The organism is Metabacillus sp. SLBN-84 (assembly GCF_053629595.1).
This window is the reverse complement of sequence record NZ_JBRJIP010000001.1, coordinates 978,643-993,816: the sequence shown is the minus strand read 5'-3', so window position 1 is coordinate 993,816 and position 15,174 is coordinate 978,643. Positions and strand designations below refer to the sequence as shown.

Here is a 15,174-nt window from a genome sequence, read left to right as displayed (position 1 = left end):
GGCTCTCACAGAAGCCATATAAAAAAGCGCAGACACCGTCTGCGCTTTTTTTTGTTCCTGATTATGTATTCAGGAGCCTCACCAGCAATACCACTTCTTCCAGATTTCCCATGACTCCTTAGGAACTTGCGGGAAACAATCTTCCCATTCTTTCTTCGTATACTTTTTCCAGCCCCATCCCCACCAGAACTTGGTCCAGCAATAATAATACTTGCCGTCGTATTTCACCGTATTTGCTTCATACTTGTTTTTCTGGCTGCTTCCATAATCATATTTCGTATTCTTGTCCCCAAAGAAATAAGAGAAGACCGAATCAAGAAACGAGTCGAACGAATTTTGCTGCGGCTGCGAATAATTGTATCCGGAAGCAAGAGCAGATGTCGGAGCAAAAAGAGCAGAAATAAGGACGAAAGCAATAACTGCATGTTTCAACTTTTTCAGAATGTTCACCTCCTTTACAAAGATTTCCTGACATTAGTATTTTACACGATAAGTTCTCAATAGAGAACAAAATAGTGTAATAAGCCTATGTAAATTTTGATTCTTTTTATCCACGATACATCCAGATAAAGAAAATAATGGTATCATTTAATAGGTCGCACTTAAATAAAAGGAGTCTTGGAATCTTGAATAAAGGACTTAAAATTGCAGCTGCAGCTGTCTTGGTGCTGCTCTCGGCCGGGGTGATCGGCGTCTGGACAATGGTTTACCTGAAGAACACGGGTGCTGAAGAACATCCAACCGCCGCTGAAACCAACCGGCCCCCTCAGCAAGTGCAGGATTATGGGGACACAGAAAATCCTGAATACGCTGATGCAGGTGAATTCATCAAAAAATTTCATGAGTTCTATAATCAAACAACCGGCTGGGAAAGAATCAATGATCTGAACATGCCTGACCAAATTGCCCGGGCTGAAGCAGCCAAGGCCTATGCCGGCCATTTCATTCCCCTGACAGAAGATTCCGCTTTAAAAGCAGATCTTGAAGCCATCACCATGCATGCCGACAGTGTCATCGCAGGAAACGCTGAAACCGTCCTGACTCTCCACCGTTATTTTCATGATTTAGATATTGCCGTAAACGGATATGTCCATGAGCAAATTTTCGGAGTAACCGAAAGCAAATAAAAAACAGTCAAAATTTTTTTCGTTTTGACTGTTTTTTCTATTGCAACATAGTGAATGTCGGAGTATAATTTAGTATATCGCCAAAAGCAACTGGCACTAATTCTATACGGGGCATTAGCTCAGCTGGGAGAGCGCTACGCTGGCAGCGTAGAGGTCATCGGTTCGATCCCGTTATGCTCCATATCCGGAAACCCTTGTGCAGCAAGGGTTTTTTTGTTTTATAAAATAATTGTCAAACCGCTGCTTTCTTTTATCCTTCCATCTGAAAACTGGCACCCTTCCCCATTTGACTTTCTGTCGCTCTTTCTTATATAGTTTAGTTAACTAAACTTTACTAAAACAACGAGGTCATATGATGAATGTTCTATCAAACCGTCGATTTTTATTCACCTGGCTGTCCGGTGTGTTTGTGACACTCGGATTTTCCATATTCTTTTTGAGTGTATCCTGGCTTACCATTGATGTGCTTGAACAGCCCGGTCTTCTTGGGCTGATTATGACAGCCGTTTCTCTTCCAAGAGTGCTGATGATGGTCTTTGGCGGCGTATTTGCAGACCGCTATCAGAAAAGCAGGCTGCTGTTTCTGACAAACATTGTGCAGGCACTGCTCATGGCTGTGATGGTGCTGCTTCACGTGACAGAATCTTATTCGGTTACAGCTCTGCTTGTGATCGCTGTTTCCTTCGGGATTCTTGACGGTATTTCTTATCCTGCTCTTTCATCGCTCCTGCCGACTCTTGTTAAAAAGAAGGAGCTTCACCGCGCCAATTCGCTTTTTCAGGGATCACTTGAACTGATGTTTGTGATTGGCCCGTTTCTGGCCGGGCTGCTTTTGACGCTTGGAGGATATTCTCTGAGCTTTGGAACCTCGAGTGCACTGATTTTCCTTGCGGCCGCATTGATTCTTCCGAAATGGATCGGCGACTCGGTGCCGGATGCAAGGAAGCTGTCGATGCGCTATGTTATAGACGATTTAAAGGAAGGGATTTCGTATGTGTCCAAAACGCCTGTGCTGCGGTCCGGAACGCTTGCCATCGCCTCTGTTAACCTGTTTGTGATGGGTCCTGTCATTATGAGCATACCCATTCTTGTGGGCGAGCGCGGAGGCACGCCATTTGATCTGAGTCTGATTGAAGGTGGCCTTGCAGTCGGAACGTTTGCCGCAAGCTTCCTTATGCTGATGCTCAGGTCGGTGCACCGCGGTCGTTTTGTTTACAGGGCTCTCTTTTTAACTGCAATCGCGTTTTTCTTTTATACCCAGGCCGAGTCCATCTCGCTTCTCGCTCTTTCAGCCGGACTGAGCGGATTTATGCTGATGCTGGTTTATCTGCCTGCCGTGACGGTTATGCAGGAACACAGTGATCAGGATAAGCTCGGCAGGGTCATGAGCATCATGGCGCTCGCCGCCTCCGGGCTTGAGCCTGTTGCCTTTTCGGTTCTGTCCGTTCTCGTCGCATTGTCCGTGCCTATTCAGACGCTCCTGCTTGTTTTTGCAGGATTGATGCTTGCAGCGGCCATCTTCTTATACATCAAGGGCGGCACTCTGCGAAAAACACCTTAACCCGAAAGGAATGAAGCCTGTGGATTCGCTGAAAAAACAGCAAATTGTTCAAATGTACCGGCAGATTGATGAGCTTGACCTCCTGCTGACACAATACTTTACCGATCTGAATGATTTTAATCTGACCTATCAGCAGGAACAAATCCTGTTGCTGTTTAAAAGACAAAAGACCTGGACAACAACGGAAATTGCCCTGCGCATGAATATTTCGAAGAGCGCAGTCAGCCAGGTGTTAAAAGTACTTCAGCAGGAGACATTCATCCGCAAGGAAAAAAATCCGGAAAACCTTCGCGAAAGCTTTATTCATCTTGATGTGCAGGGAGTGGCTTATTCTAATAAAATTGACGAGATTGAAGATCGTCTGACTGAGGAATTATTTTCTCTCTTTGCTGAGGATGATTTGAATACGGTAACGAAAGCATTTAATTTGATGATTAATTATCTTAAAAAGTAACGCCCGTTCCGCCGGTTATACAAGTAGAATCAGCCAAAAAGCCATAGAAAAAAGAGCTGCAGCCTAAAACCTGCAGCTCTTTCCTTTACCTAAAACTTAAACTTTTTCAGTTCTTCCTGAAGCTCGCCGGCTATCTGGCTCAGTGAAGCAGCCGAAGCGGAAACCTCCCTGCATGGCCGAGAGCTGTTCCTTTGAAGAAACGGCAGCACTTTTTGAATTCAGGGATGTATCAGTCGCTGCGTTTGCAAGCGAATGGATTCGTTCGTTTACGTGCTTGGATGCCCCTGCCATTTCTTTTGCATACCTGGATACGTCTTCAATTTTTTCAGAGACTAAATGGATGGAAGAAATGATGTTCTGGAAGGCATGACCGGCTTCGTTCATGGCCTCAGTTCCTTTTTTCACTTCGCCTTCCCCCTGTGCCATAGAAGAAATCGCAGTGCTTGCATCATTCTGAATATGGCCGATCAGTTCGTCAATTTGATCAGCTGATTCTTTGGACTGCTCTGCAAGCTTTCTGACTTCATCGGCTACTATGGCAAAGCCCCGTCCGTGCTCGCCCGCCCGAGCAGCTTCAATGGCGGCGTTCAATGACAGAAGATTTGTCTGATCTGCAATTCCTGTAATCATTTCCGCAATTTTCCCGATTTCTTTTGACCTGTTCCCCAAGTTGGCAAGCAGGTTTGAAGTGACGGCAACAGAAGTTTGTATAGCGCCCATTTGCACGACCGCTTTTTTAACAAGAATATTCCCTTCTGATGCCTGCTTTGCAGCTGTCTGTGATTCTTTTGAAACCTCAGCTGAGGATTCAGCAATCTGAAGGACTCCGCCTGCCATCTCTTCCATGGAGTGAACTGAGCGATTGGCACTTTCAGATGAGGTGGTGGCATCTTCTGCTATCCCCTGAATGGTCGCTGTCACCTGCAGGGCAGAGGCAGAAGACTGTTCTGCCGAAGCATCAAGCTGCTGGGAAGCTGCAGCAACCTGGCTTGAGGTTTCTGAAACCCGCTGCATAAACGCCTTTAAATTCACTGTCATCGCATTGGAAGCAAGAATCAGGCGGCCAATCTCATCCTGTGATTTCGTCTGGATCAGGTCGCCGTTAAGGTCTCCTTCTGAAATCGTCTCAAGCCTGTTCACAATAAGTGCGGCAGCTCTTGAAATTCCTCCGGCACTGAATAGGCCGACAATGAGCGCTGCAGCAAATGCGAGCACGGATGCAACGATAATAATAAGTTCTGATTGGGAGCCTGTTTGAAGCGCCTCAGATGTTTGGTCATTTGTAATACTGTTTTGTATTTCTACAACATCAGACCAGGCATCAATGGCCTCCTGGCTGTATGGGAGGCATTTTTCCTCCATCAGCTGAATGGCCTCATCCTTTTGTCCGCTGTCGTACAATGGGATGATTTCTTCCACAACAAGCTTTCTCCACTTGATGGTTTTTTCATCGGCCTCTGTCAGAGCGGATTCTACATCTTTGGAAATCTCCCCGTTTTTAATCGCATCGTGGAGGACTTTTTCCGTTTCTATCGCCCGTTCTGTTTCTTCTAAAAATTGCTCTTTAAACTCATCCCTGTCAAACAAGATATAATCCCGGGCAATCTTTGCACGGTTTGCCACGCTGAATGTCATCGAATTTGCAGATTCCAAAAACGCAAGGTCGTTCTCTGTCATTTCCTCAACGTCTTCTGAAATCCGGTTGATTGTCACATAGCTGAACACGGCAATAATAACCAGCAGCATTAAGACAATGGCATAGCTCATTAAGATTTTCCATTTAATGCTTTTCATCTTTTCCTCCCCATGCGGAATCTCTTTCTGGTCATACGGCACAGCGCCGTCATGATCAGTCCTGTTCTTAATGGCCGGTTGCGCTACTTGCTCCTGATTGTCCAAGCGCCCATATATAGACAATCCATCACTGCATTCCAGTTTTTCTTATCATCTTTATTATCGGACTGATCAATCTTCCCTTTAAGAGCTGATTCTTCATGGGAGAAAAAATTTTGACGGGAAAGAGGGAAACGAATGAGGCTATTGTTTAATAAAAGCCTGAATCCTTTTGTTTTTCAGTTCAGCCACATAAATTGTTCCATTCGCATCCACTGCAAGATCATGCGGAATTTTCATCTGGCCTTCTTTGCTGCCCCATGTGCCGAACCGCTCTCAGTATTGTTCCTTTTTTGTCCAAGACAATGACCTGGCTTGTAACGTTTTTTTCTGCCCCGTTCAGGGAATCACCGCCGTCAACAACGTAAATGTTTCCGTCACTTGCCGCTTCTACACCAAACGGCCTGCCGATCTCCGGCATGTCCCAGCGGTCAAGATACTGTCCATTTTTATCAAAAACCTGTATGCGTGCATTGCTGCGGTCTGCAACATAGATCCTGCCTTCGCTGTCGCTGCTGATTCCGTGAGGCAAGTTGAATTCTCCCGGTTGGCTGCCAGGCTTATCAATCTGCCATTCCAGTTTTCCTTCTCTGTCAAACTTCACAATCCTCCGGTTTCGGTAGCCATCTGCAACAGCAAAAGATCCATCATCCATGACCGTTACATCTGTAGGGCGCGCAAATGTGTATTCATCCATGAAAACAGGAAAGTTTGGAAGCAGATTTCGAATGCGGAGACTCCATTCCAAACCCGTTTGGTAATCCTCCCCGAATGATTGCATCAGCTTCCCTTCTGGACTCAATTTAAAGACCTTGTTCAAAGAAACGTCGGTCACCCAGATGTTATCCTCGCTGTCGATTTCAAGGCCATGCGGAGATTTGAACATGCCTTCTCCCATAATTCGTTTAACTTTTTTTGTTTTTCCGTCCAAAACGACAATCGTTGGTTCTTTAATAAAATTTTTTCCGCTGTACTCTCCGCTTGCTCTGTGAAAATAGTAAATATCTCCTTCAGAGTTAACTGCCACACCGCTTCCTTCGCCTGCTGCGCTTTTCTCCTCAGGCGTTTTCGGCCAGAGAACTACAGGCGAGTAAGTTTTTGTTACCGGTATTACAACCGGCTTTTCTTTAAAAATAACGTCTGATCCTCCCTGGCTGAACCATACGATTAATCCTGTGATGCTGAGTGCCCCCAAAAGAAGAGTGTTTACTTTATCCATGTTTTGTTCCTCCGATTAATCTAGTTGATGATGACTCTGCCTATCGTACAGGAATCTTCTTCATCTAAAAACGGACGGCAGGATGGGATTGAATAGGACCTGAGGCGCAGAAAAAAAACACTCAGAATTTCTGAGTGTCTGAAACAGCGTCTATTTTTTTGAAACGGAAGCATCGATCAGCTCCCAATCCTGAAACTCCTCTTCGCCTGCATTCTGTATCTCAGCGGCCGTTCCATTCTCAGGGGTGCCGTTTTCAACCCCCAGTACTTTGCCGCTGTTTACAGCACTGAAGCGGTAGGTTCCATCCCAATGATCTGTAATTTTCCATTGTTGGTTGCCGTAGCCGAAATACTCCCATATTTGCACAGCATCTCCGGCAGTGACTCCTGATGCATCCAGCACAAATTTGCTGTCGCCTGCGTGAATTTTATAAGATCCGGGTGCAGCGTTTTCTATCTTCCATACATGTTCCCCGCCCGGCTGAAGTCTTGTTTTAGAGCCATTGTCCTTTCCTTCAGGTACAAGGAATTTCCCGCTTGTCTTCTCGGCGATTTTAAAGGAAGCGGTGCTCTCGATAATGGTTCTGCCGGCAATTTTCCCATTTGCAGCCGATGCAGTAATGATGCTTCGTCCGTGGCCTGTCATACGGATTTCTGCGCTGTCATCATCTGTTTTTTTGATTTCTGCTGCATCAGGATTACTTGAGTGCCATTTTAGTTTTTGATGCTTGCCTGTTACGGATGCAGAAAGCTTATGCACACCTCCAAGCGGAAGGGTCACTTTTTTATGATCCATGACGACTGCGGCAGAATCCTCGCCTTCTTTCCAAACCCCTTTTAATGGGTACACATCAAGGGACACAATTTTCACGCTTCCTCCTTTCGTGTAAAAGCTCATCCCGTCACTTGCTCCGTCAGGAAAGATAACATTGGAGAAAACGGCTGCGCCGTCGTTTCCGAACACCTCTACAGAAGATTCATCCACAAAGATACTGAATTTCACCCGCCTGTTCTTAGGTTCAGCGCCGGTTTCATGATAAGTCGAGAACTTGTCGGAGAAACTGACGTCTCCAGATTGAGACCGGTCAAAGAACATGATGCCTTCTGAAGCCTTGTAGCCCGCAATCGTTTTTTGAGAATCGGATTCTCTCAGCCCGAATCCGAATTCTGCCTTGCTGTTTTCAGGCAGTTCTATTTCAGCTTCAATTTCATACGATGTAGCTTTTATATCCGCAAGCAGGTTTGCATCGTCAGGCTTCACAGTTTTGTTGCTCCACGAGAAACCGGCGCCTCTTAACTGCTCAAGCTCTTCAACAGGATTCTGGAACAATCGTACGCCTTCTCCAGGAACGGTTTTGAGCGTCAGTTCACGAGGAACCGACATTTGGCCTTTCCACGGGGATGTCGGGAAAGCGAAGGGATAATCCCAGTTGCTCATCCAGCCCAGTGAGATTCTGCGCCCGTCTTCTGCCGGAATATCCGCAAACGACATGGCCGCATACATTTCCTTGCCGAACTCATTTTTCAGCACTTTTCCAGCGGGATTATCACTCTCGAAACGTTTTCCGTCAAAGGTCCCCGTAAAGTATTCCGAATCCGATCCGCCTGTTTTCGGATTGGCACCGGTACTGATGGACAGCACCCATTTCTTTTTGGACGGATCTCCGTCTACCGGCAGCTGAAAGAAATCCGGGCATTCCCAAACTCCCCCTCTGACGTAGTCACCATAGCCAAATGATTCAATCATTTCCCAGTCCAGAAGATTTTGAGATGTAAAGAAACGGATATGATCTCCTCCGGAAATGACCATCACCCACTGATTATGCTCCCCGTCCCAGACGACTTTCGGATCTCTGAAATCCCAGCCTTCTCCGCCGTAGAATTCCCCGATATTCGGGATAATGGGATTGCCGTCATAAAAATTCCACGTTCGGCCTTTATCTTTGCTGTAGGCAACGCCGACCTTCTGATCGCCATTGTGTTTTTCAGGATTAAAGGAAGTATAGAAGGCAATCAGTCCGGAACCTTCTTTATCAAATAATCCGGACGCATTCGTTTTGTCTACTACTGCAGACCCTGACCAGGCGTGCCCCATTTCATTCCAGGGAATGGCAATCGGAAGCCTTTTCCAGTGAACAAGATCCGTGCTGACCGCATGCGCCCACTTTCCGCCGTCCTGATGGAAAAGATGATACTCTCCCTCATAGTAAACGAGGCCATTAGGATCGCTTGCATACCCCCTTGCCTGTGTAAAGTGATACTGCGGGCGGTAAAGCTCGGAATAATACGTGTCATGCTGTTCTCCGTATACATGCTGGAAAAAGGCTGTGCCGTTGTATACATTTAATCCGTATTTTCCGCTTGAATAGGCTGAGTCTTTTGCAGAAATGGCCGGATCAGCATAGCCGTCAAAATAAACCTTTATATCTTTTCCGGCCGCATGAATCTCAACATGATAGAGTTTGCCGGGCTCTAATTCCCTGTCCGCCATGCCAAGGGTACGGTCTCCTTTCAAATCAAGCAGACGGATTCGGTTCAGATTCGGATCCAGTGTCAGCATGTAGCCTTCACTGGCATCTGCTTTTCCTCTGAAAACTAGACCAGCCGTACCGAATGGAGTTTGGGAATCTATTTTCAAATCGGCTTCAAGGACAAAATCATCCCCTGCTGTTTCAGCCATCCGAAAGGTATTTTCTTCAGACGGACTCGTTCCTCCAATACCTTCAAGATGAGGCGCCCATTCTCCATTAACCGGCTGCCAGCCCTCCAGGTTGGACTGAAGATCACTCAGCTGAATGTTTTGAAAAGCGGCATGTCCGTCAGCATGAAAGCCCAAAAATCCTTTTGAATTTGAACGGTCTTCAGCCTCTAAAACCGGCTTACCTCCGTTTTGCCAAAATACCTGCAGGGAAGAGCCCACTGCTTTGACCTTTACGTGATAAAGCGTTTCATGGTCAATCGTCATCTGTTTCTCTGCAAGTATCTTTTTCTTCTGAACGTCCACTAGCTGCACCTTGTCTTCTCCGGCATCAGCCTTTACCTGATAGGCTTTTGTCCCCGTTTTATCTGATCTGAAAAGCAGGGAGGCGGAGGCGTCCTTTTCTTTTATTAGGAGGTCTGATTCAAAAATGAAATCTTTCGAAGAAACCGTTGAAACGGAATAGTGTTCCCCGCCCTCTCCCGCCAGTGCTTCCAGCCCGTCAGGTCCAGCCTGCCAGTTTCCTTTTTTCATAGAGAGGCCCGTCAGGTTTGTCCGTATTTCGTGCAGCTTCACTTTGCTGAAATGAAGAGTTCCGTTCTCGGCCTGAAATCCTGTATATCCCTTTGAAAAGCTGTGGTCCGTAGCCTCCATAACGGTTTTCCCATTTACAGAAACCGTTATGGAAGGGCCAGCTGCCACTGTTTTAATTTTTACGCCGTCTGAACCCTTCAGCTTCACCGGCACAGTTTTTAACGCGCGTCCTTGATTCAGCGTTCCAAGTGATACCGTGCTTTTTTTTGCATCAAGCCTCACTTTATACCCTTCTGTCCCTGTTTCATTTGCCCGAAAAACAAGGGATGCTGCACTTTTTCTCTCCAGTTTCATTGTTGCTTCATACTCAAGATAACCGGACGTTTCTGAATTCGATAGGATGAGAGCCGGCTGTTTTCCCGCTTTTCCCCTTAACGATCCGTCTGAATCCTTTGTCCAGCTGCCTGACAAAGCTGAATATCCGAAAATGGCAGTATTCCGCTCGTTCGCTGCCCCTTTGAACTCAGTTAAGGAAAAAGCAGAAAAAAGCAAAGCTGCCGCAGCTGCCAGTTTAAGAAGCGTTCTTTTTTTCATTTCATCCATCCCCTCGCAATAATTAAGCGCTTACATTATTTCTTTTTTAAAAAACGGGACGTATTTAATCAATCCCGTTATCTGCTGATAATCTTTTGACCGTTTCAAGTGAAGGCATTGCAGCAATGGCTCCAATCTTTGTACAGACTGCGGCTCCCGCCACGTTGCTGAAGGCCGTCATTTTTTCTACCGCTGCCATGTCAGAAGCGGCTTCCCTCGGATTCTCCCCTTCTGCAAGCTGATAAAGAAACGCGCCGACAAAGGCGTCTCCGGCACCCGTGGAATCGATGGACTTTACCTTTATACTTGAAACAGCGGCTCTTTCTTTCCGGTTTGAGACCACGGTTCCTGCACTTCCTAATGTAACGGCAATCAGCCCGCTGCAGGACTTGTGCAGTGCATCAAGGCCTGCCTGGATACTTTCTTCTCCTGAAATCAGCGCCAATTCCTCCCCGCTCATTTTGATAAAATCAGCGAGTTTCAAGGCCTCTTGAGCAAGACTAATAAACAGGCTTTCTCTGCCTTTCCACAAATCCTGTCTGTAGTTTGGATCGAACGAAATGAATTTTCCCATGCCCTTTGCTTTTCCCATTGTATCCAAATACATGGAACGCAGCGGTTCTTCCAGCAGGGCTGTCGCCGAACCAAAATGGAGGATGGACGCCTGATTCCACTTTTCTTCATCTATATCCCGCTCCGTTAAAAAACCGTCTGCTCCTCTATTGAAAAGAAAGTCCCGTTCACCGTTTTTTTGAAGAGATACAAAAGCAAGCGTCGTTTTATAATCAGGATCAAAAACAAGCATGGATGTATCTGCGCCCGCATCATCCAGCGTTTTCTTCAGAAACTGCCCGAACGGATCATTCCCGGCTTTGCCGCAAAAGGAAGCCCTGCCGCCAAGCTTGGCAATCGCCGCACAGACATTCGCGGGTGCTCCTCCTGCCTGCTTTTCAAACTTCCTTCCTTCTGCAAGATGGACATCCGGTTCCGTGCAGTAAAAATCAATCAGTGCTTCTCCGATGCAAATAACAGACCTTTCCACATCCTTCATCCCTTCCGCTTCCAGATGGAGGAGAGTTCATGCACATCGAGTGATTTGACATGTACCGTTCCGCCTTTTGACGCCACCTGCAAAACACCTTCCTCATGCTGAGAAAAAATCAGGAAAGTGATGGCGCATTCACCGTCATTTCCAAAGACCTCGATGGATGATGCATCAAGCAGCAGCTTCAGACGGATCGACCGATTTTTCATTTTTAATGGCGCATTCTGAACGGCAGGAAACGACGCTGAAAAATCAGATTCCCCGGAGTGCGTTCTGTCTGCTGAAAGGATTTCAGACTGCGGGTCATAACGGATGACCGTTCTTTCTGTTTCTGAATGAATAATCATCAGCTCCAGCCCGGCATTCCCCTCAAACTCGGCCTCCAGGTTCAGTTCCATCAAAGAGCCTTTTAAGGGAATCACTGCTTGATTATCTGCGGACACAAAAAGATGGTGACAGGTTTTTCCTGCTTTTCTAAGGTCCTGTATTTCCGGGACCGGTTTCTGGATAAGATGAAGGCCGTCTCTACCTGCAGAAAGTGACAGCTCCCTCGGGAACGTCATAGCGCCGCGCCATTCCCCTGTAGGCACTTGATTGGCATATCGCCAGTTGCTCATCCACCCCATGTATATGCGGCGGTCAGGAAGGTCTGAGAAGCTTACCCCTGCATAGTTGTCTCTGCCGTGATCAAGCCACAGCACCCCATCTTTTTCCCGGTCATTCACAAAGGTTTCTCCGTCAAATTCACCGATAAAATACTGAGTTCTCGACCCCTCTGAGTAATCACCTGTATCACCCAGACTGACGAGCATGACCCATTTCTCCTTCCCTTCACCTGCAGGAAGCGGAAAGAGGTCGGGGCACTCCCAGAAACCCGCGTGTGATCCTTCTGCAAATGCACTCGCAAACTGCCAGTCTATCAAGTTTTCCGACTTGTAAATGGTCGCACTTTGTCCTGTGGCAAGAATCATGATCCAGCGCTGTGTATCCATGTGCCAGAACACTTTTGGATCCCGGTAATCGGTCTTCGATTCATCTGCAAGAACGGGATTGCCGCTGTATTTTGACCAGGTCCGCCCGTTATCGCTGCTGTACGCAAGGCATTGCCGCTGACGGGCTCTGTCAGTGCCCGGATAGGTGTCATGACTCGTATAAACGGCGACAAGTCCCGGTTCATCATCGAAAAAACCAGTTGAGTTTTCCCAGTCAACAACCGCGCTTCCAGAGAAGATGGCTCCGTGTTCATCAGGATACAGGGCAACCGGAAGATGCTCCCAGTGAATCAGATCCCTGCTCACCGCATGCCCCCAGTGCATGGGACCCCAAACTGTGCTGTAAGGGTGATACTGATAAAACAAATGATATTCGCCTTTAAAATACACCATTCCGTTAGGATCATTCATCCACTTCTCCTTCGGTGAAAAGTGAAACTGCGGGCGGTATTTTTCTGATAGTATCGGCTTCACTTAAAAAACTCCTTTTTCATAAAATAAGAGGCTGCTGATGATTAAGCAGCCCCTGCATTCCGGTTATTGCTGGGTGCGGTCATACCCTTTCTGCTTAATCTCAAGCCACTCCTGCAGCCCCAGACGGTCAAGCTCGGCAAGGTATTCTTTCCATTCTGACTCTGCTTTTCCAGTTGTCATCCATTCTGCACGCTTTCGATTAATATAAGCAAACAGATCGGCTTCAATCGATGAAAGTTTATCAAGCTCTTCAAGCGAGAAGAAAACCTTCGGATACGTGTTTTCAGCTTTCATGTGCGGGACCATGACTTCTTTCATTAAATCCAGTCTCCATGCTGCATCGTCGGGCTTAGTTGTGACAGTGCCGTAGTACTCATCCAAAATCGCAAGCGGCCCGTTAATGCTTGTTTTCTGGCGGACTTCAACCGGGGCAGCCCCCTCAAGAGGCAGATGCTTCAGCATATTTGAAGCTTCATCATACTCAAAAATGTTTTGCTGCTTATCATCCCCGTAAGTTCCCCAGTTGTTCTGGACAGACTGCAGCGGGTCGTACAGCTCATCAATCCACTTCGCAGTCAGTTCAAGGTTTTTGTTTGAACTTGTGATGACCATTCTTCCTCTGTCAAAGCCCATGCCGTTCGTTCTCGCAACGTTCACATTTCCATCCGGCCCTGCCACTGGAGGCATAAGATCATATTTCTCGTTCATGCCGGTGATATTTGCTTTATCCCATGTAAAATACATGCCGTAGCGTTCATCTTTTCCTTTCGCCAGATACGTATTCCAGTCATGCTCAAACGCTTCAACATCAATCAGTCCTTCTTTGTAGAGATCACTGAAGTACATAATCGCATTTTTATATCCTTCCTCTGCGGCAGTCAGGATCACTTTGCCTTCGTTGCTTACAACCGTGTGATCCCAGTTGTCTCCAAGCCCGAATGCCCCGAACAAGAAGGCAGGATCCTCCCCGCCGTGATTGATGATAAAGGACATGGGCATCTCATCCGCTTTTCCGTTGCCGTTTGGATCCTGCGTTTTAAAGGCGAGTAATACCTGTTTCAGCTCTTCTGTCGTCTTTGGCATCTGCAGTCCAAGCTTATTCAGCCATTCCTTATTGATCCACGGGAAATCATCGACGGAGTGAATGGTTTCTTTTCCCGTGCCAAGCTCTTCAATCCACGGAAATGCATAAATGTGGCCGTCTGGAGCAGTCATCATCGCTTTGTATTCAGGTGATGAATCAAGCACTTTCTTCAAATTCGGCATATGCTTTTCAATTAACTCTTCAACAGGAATGATGGCTCCGTCTTTGGCAAGCTTCAGCAGGTCATAATCTCCGTAGCCCGCATCCATGATCGCATCCGGCAAATCGCCGCTTGCCATGGCAAGGTTTCTTTTTTCTGCAAACACATCATTCGTATAGTTTTTCCACTGAATCTGAACACCCGTTTTTTCTTCCAGACGCTTATAGAGCAGCTTTTCATTTGGATCCTTCGGCGCAAGCGGAGAGCTTTGCGTGATAAACTTCAGCGTCACCTCTTCCTTCAGCGGAAAAGAGATATCCTTTAATTCATAATCCTCAGAGGATGCGACATTTTTGCTTGTGCACCCGGATAGTAATACAGCTGCAATTGCGGCTGCCCCTACAGCTTTTTTCACGTGTTTCATGACCATTTCCCCCTGTGTTTGTTATTTTAATGAACCAACCATAACCCCTTTTTCAAAATACTTCTGGAAAAACGGATACATAATAATCAGCGGAAGGCTTGAAATGACAATCGCTGAATATTTGATCATCTCAGAAACCTTGGCAAGCTCGGCCATTGCCAGCTGATCGCTGATCATGCCGGGTTCAGCCTGGTTCTGAATTAAAATAGATCTTAAGACAAGCTGCAAAGGATGCATGTTCGGATCTTCCAGGTAGATCATTGCGTCAAAGTATGAGTTCCACTGTCCCACAAAGGCATACAGAGCAAGAACAAAGATGATTGGTTTTGAAAGCGGTATGACAATTTTGAAGAAAATCAGCAGATCTGACGCCCCGTCTACTTTTGCCGCTTCATGCAGTTCATGGGGAATTCCCTTAAAGTACGTTCTTGCAAGTATGATATTCCACACATTTACAGCCCCCGGGAGCAAAATCGCCCAGACTGTATTCAGCATGCCAAGGTCCTTCACAACCAGATACGTTGGAATTAGACCGCCGCTGAAAAACATCGTAATCAGGAAAAACGTCATAAACGCGTTTTTCCCGACAAACCCTTTTGTCGCAAGAGGAAACGCAGCAAATATGGAAACGACAACAGTTATAAAGGCAAATCCGGCGGAGTAAAGCATCGCATTCACAAATCCCCGCACCATGGAATCATCCGACAGAATCCGTTTGTAGCCTTCAAGGCTCCAGTCAGAGACGTTAAAGGAAAGTCCCTGATTCAAAAGAACCGTCGGATCCATGAAGGAAGCCATAACGACATAAACCAGCGGCACAAGAACTACAAGCACTGCCAGGCAGAGAAAAACGGCATTCAGAGACAGGATGATTCGGTCAACGCGTGTATGTTTAATCATGAAAATCCTCCTCTCG

The 15,174-nt window shown here is 46.6% G+C and carries 12 protein-coding genes, 1 tRNA gene and 1 riboswitch; of the genes, 4 read left to right on the top strand and 9 right to left on the bottom strand.

Going from position 1 to position 15,174, the window contains the following annotated elements; all coding sequences use genetic code 11:
* Positions 1 to 78: 78 nt before the first annotated feature.
* Complete coding sequence (locus tag RKD52_RS04795) at positions 79 to 432, bottom strand: hypothetical protein (protein ID WP_454098878.1); 354 nt, start codon at positions 430 to 432, stop codon at positions 79 to 81.
* 194 nt (positions 433 to 626) lie between these two features.
* Between RKD52_RS04795 and RKD52_RS04790 the strand changes: the two genes are divergently transcribed.
* The 4 genes from RKD52_RS04790 to RKD52_RS04775 all read left to right on the top strand — a co-directional run bounded on the left by RKD52_RS04790 (position 627) and on the right by RKD52_RS04775 (position 3,142).
* Positions 627 to 1,127 carry a hypothetical protein gene (locus RKD52_RS04790; RefSeq protein WP_454098877.1) on the top strand — a complete coding sequence of 167 codons (501 nt, stop codon included), beginning with the start codon at positions 627 to 629 and terminating at the stop codon, positions 1,125 to 1,127.
* A 108-nt stretch (positions 1,128 to 1,235) separates the two neighbouring features.
* Positions 1,236 to 1,308: transfer RNA gene (locus RKD52_RS04785), tRNA-Ala, on the top strand.
* 171 nt (positions 1,309 to 1,479) lie between these two features.
* Positions 1,480 to 2,688 carry an MFS transporter gene (locus RKD52_RS04780; RefSeq protein WP_454098876.1) on the top strand — a complete coding sequence of 403 codons (1,209 nt, stop codon included), beginning with the start codon at positions 1,480 to 1,482 and terminating at the stop codon, positions 2,686 to 2,688.
* A gap of 10 nt (positions 2,689 to 2,698) precedes the next feature.
* Complete coding sequence (locus RKD52_RS04775; protein ID WP_454098875.1) at positions 2,699 to 3,142, top strand: MarR family winged helix-turn-helix transcriptional regulator; 444 nt, start codon at positions 2,699 to 2,701, stop codon at positions 3,140 to 3,142.
* Positions 3,143 to 3,238: 96 nt separating this feature from the next.
* Here RKD52_RS04775 and RKD52_RS04770 read toward each other — a convergent pair whose 3' ends face one another.
* The 8 genes from RKD52_RS04770 to RKD52_RS04735 form a co-directional block, all read right to left on the bottom strand.
* On the bottom strand, positions 3,239 to 4,936 hold the full coding sequence (locus RKD52_RS04770) for a methyl-accepting chemotaxis protein (protein ID WP_454098874.1): 1,698 nt from the start codon (positions 4,934 to 4,936) through the stop codon (positions 3,239 to 3,241).
* Between the two features lie 63 nt (positions 4,937 to 4,999).
* Positions 5,000 to 5,084, bottom strand: a riboswitch (cyclic di-GMP riboswitch).
* A gap of 95 nt (positions 5,085 to 5,179) precedes the next feature.
* The gene (locus tag RKD52_RS04765) at positions 5,180 to 5,275 is read right to left on the bottom strand and encodes a hypothetical protein (RefSeq protein WP_454098873.1); all 96 of its coding nucleotides are present in this window, start codon (positions 5,273 to 5,275) and stop codon (positions 5,180 to 5,182) included.
* Entirely contained in the window at positions 5,259 to 6,254 is a 996-nt protein-coding gene (locus tag RKD52_RS04760) for a peptidyl-alpha-hydroxyglycine alpha-amidating lyase family protein (protein ID WP_454098872.1), read from the bottom strand. The genes RKD52_RS04765 and RKD52_RS04760 overlap by 17 nt, the downstream gene beginning before the upstream one ends.
* Before the next feature lie 150 nt (positions 6,255 to 6,404).
* Positions 6,405 to 10,079, bottom strand: a complete 3,675-nt coding sequence (locus RKD52_RS04755; RefSeq protein ID WP_454098871.1) for a GH32 C-terminal domain-containing protein — start codon at positions 10,077 to 10,079, stop codon at positions 6,405 to 6,407.
* A 64-nt stretch (positions 10,080 to 10,143) separates the two neighbouring features.
* The gene (locus RKD52_RS04750; RefSeq protein ID WP_454098870.1) at positions 10,144 to 11,130 is read right to left on the bottom strand and encodes a carbohydrate kinase family protein; all 987 of its coding nucleotides are present in this window, start codon (positions 11,128 to 11,130) and stop codon (positions 10,144 to 10,146) included.
* Positions 11,127 to 12,590 carry a glycoside hydrolase family 32 protein gene (locus RKD52_RS04745; RefSeq protein WP_454098869.1) on the bottom strand — a complete coding sequence of 488 codons (1,464 nt, stop codon included), beginning with the start codon at positions 12,588 to 12,590 and terminating at the stop codon, positions 11,127 to 11,129. Before RKD52_RS04745 ends, RKD52_RS04750 begins: the two co-directional genes overlap by 4 nt.
* Before the next feature lie 63 nt (positions 12,591 to 12,653).
* Positions 12,654 to 14,258 (bottom strand): ABC transporter substrate-binding protein, encoded by a 1,605-nt coding sequence (locus RKD52_RS04740; RefSeq protein ID WP_454098868.1) that lies wholly within the window; start codon positions 14,256 to 14,258, stop codon positions 12,654 to 12,656.
* 21 nt (positions 14,259 to 14,279) lie between these two features.
* Positions 14,280 to 15,158 carry a carbohydrate ABC transporter permease gene (locus tag RKD52_RS04735; RefSeq protein WP_454098867.1) on the bottom strand — a complete coding sequence of 293 codons (879 nt, stop codon included), beginning with the start codon at positions 15,156 to 15,158 and terminating at the stop codon, positions 14,280 to 14,282.
* Positions 15,159 to 15,174: the final 16 nt, after the last annotated feature.

Coding starts and splice junctions, on each gene's coding strand:
- RKD52_RS04750 (WP_454098870.1), bottom strand. CDS start 11,130: ATGAAGGATGTGGAAAGGTCTGTTATTTGCATCGGAGAAGCACTGATT.
- RKD52_RS04780 (WP_454098876.1), top strand. CDS start 1,480: ATGATGAATGTTCTATCAAACCGTCGATTTTTATTCACCTGGCTGTCC.
- RKD52_RS04735 (WP_454098867.1), bottom strand. CDS start 15,158: ATGATTAAACATACACGCGTTGACCGAATCATCCTGTCTCTGAATGCC.
- RKD52_RS04740 (WP_454098868.1), bottom strand. CDS start 14,258: ATGAAACACGTGAAAAAAGCTGTAGGGGCAGCCGCAATTGCAGCTGTA.
- RKD52_RS04755 (WP_454098871.1), bottom strand. CDS start 10,079: ATGAAAAAAAGAACGCTTCTTAAACTGGCAGCTGCGGCAGCTTTGCTT.
- RKD52_RS04760 (WP_454098872.1), bottom strand. CDS start 6,254: ATGGATAAAGTAAACACTCTTCTTTTGGGGGCACTCAGCATCACAGGA.
- RKD52_RS04775 (WP_454098875.1), top strand. CDS start 2,699: ATGAAGCCTGTGGATTCGCTGAAAAAACAGCAAATTGTTCAAATGTAC.
- RKD52_RS04770 (WP_454098874.1), bottom strand. CDS start 4,936: ATGAAAAGCATTAAATGGAAAATCTTAATGAGCTATGCCATTGTCTTA.
- RKD52_RS04765 (WP_454098873.1), bottom strand. CDS start 5,275: ATGAAAATTCCGCATGATCTTGCAGTGGATGCGAATGGAACAATTTAT.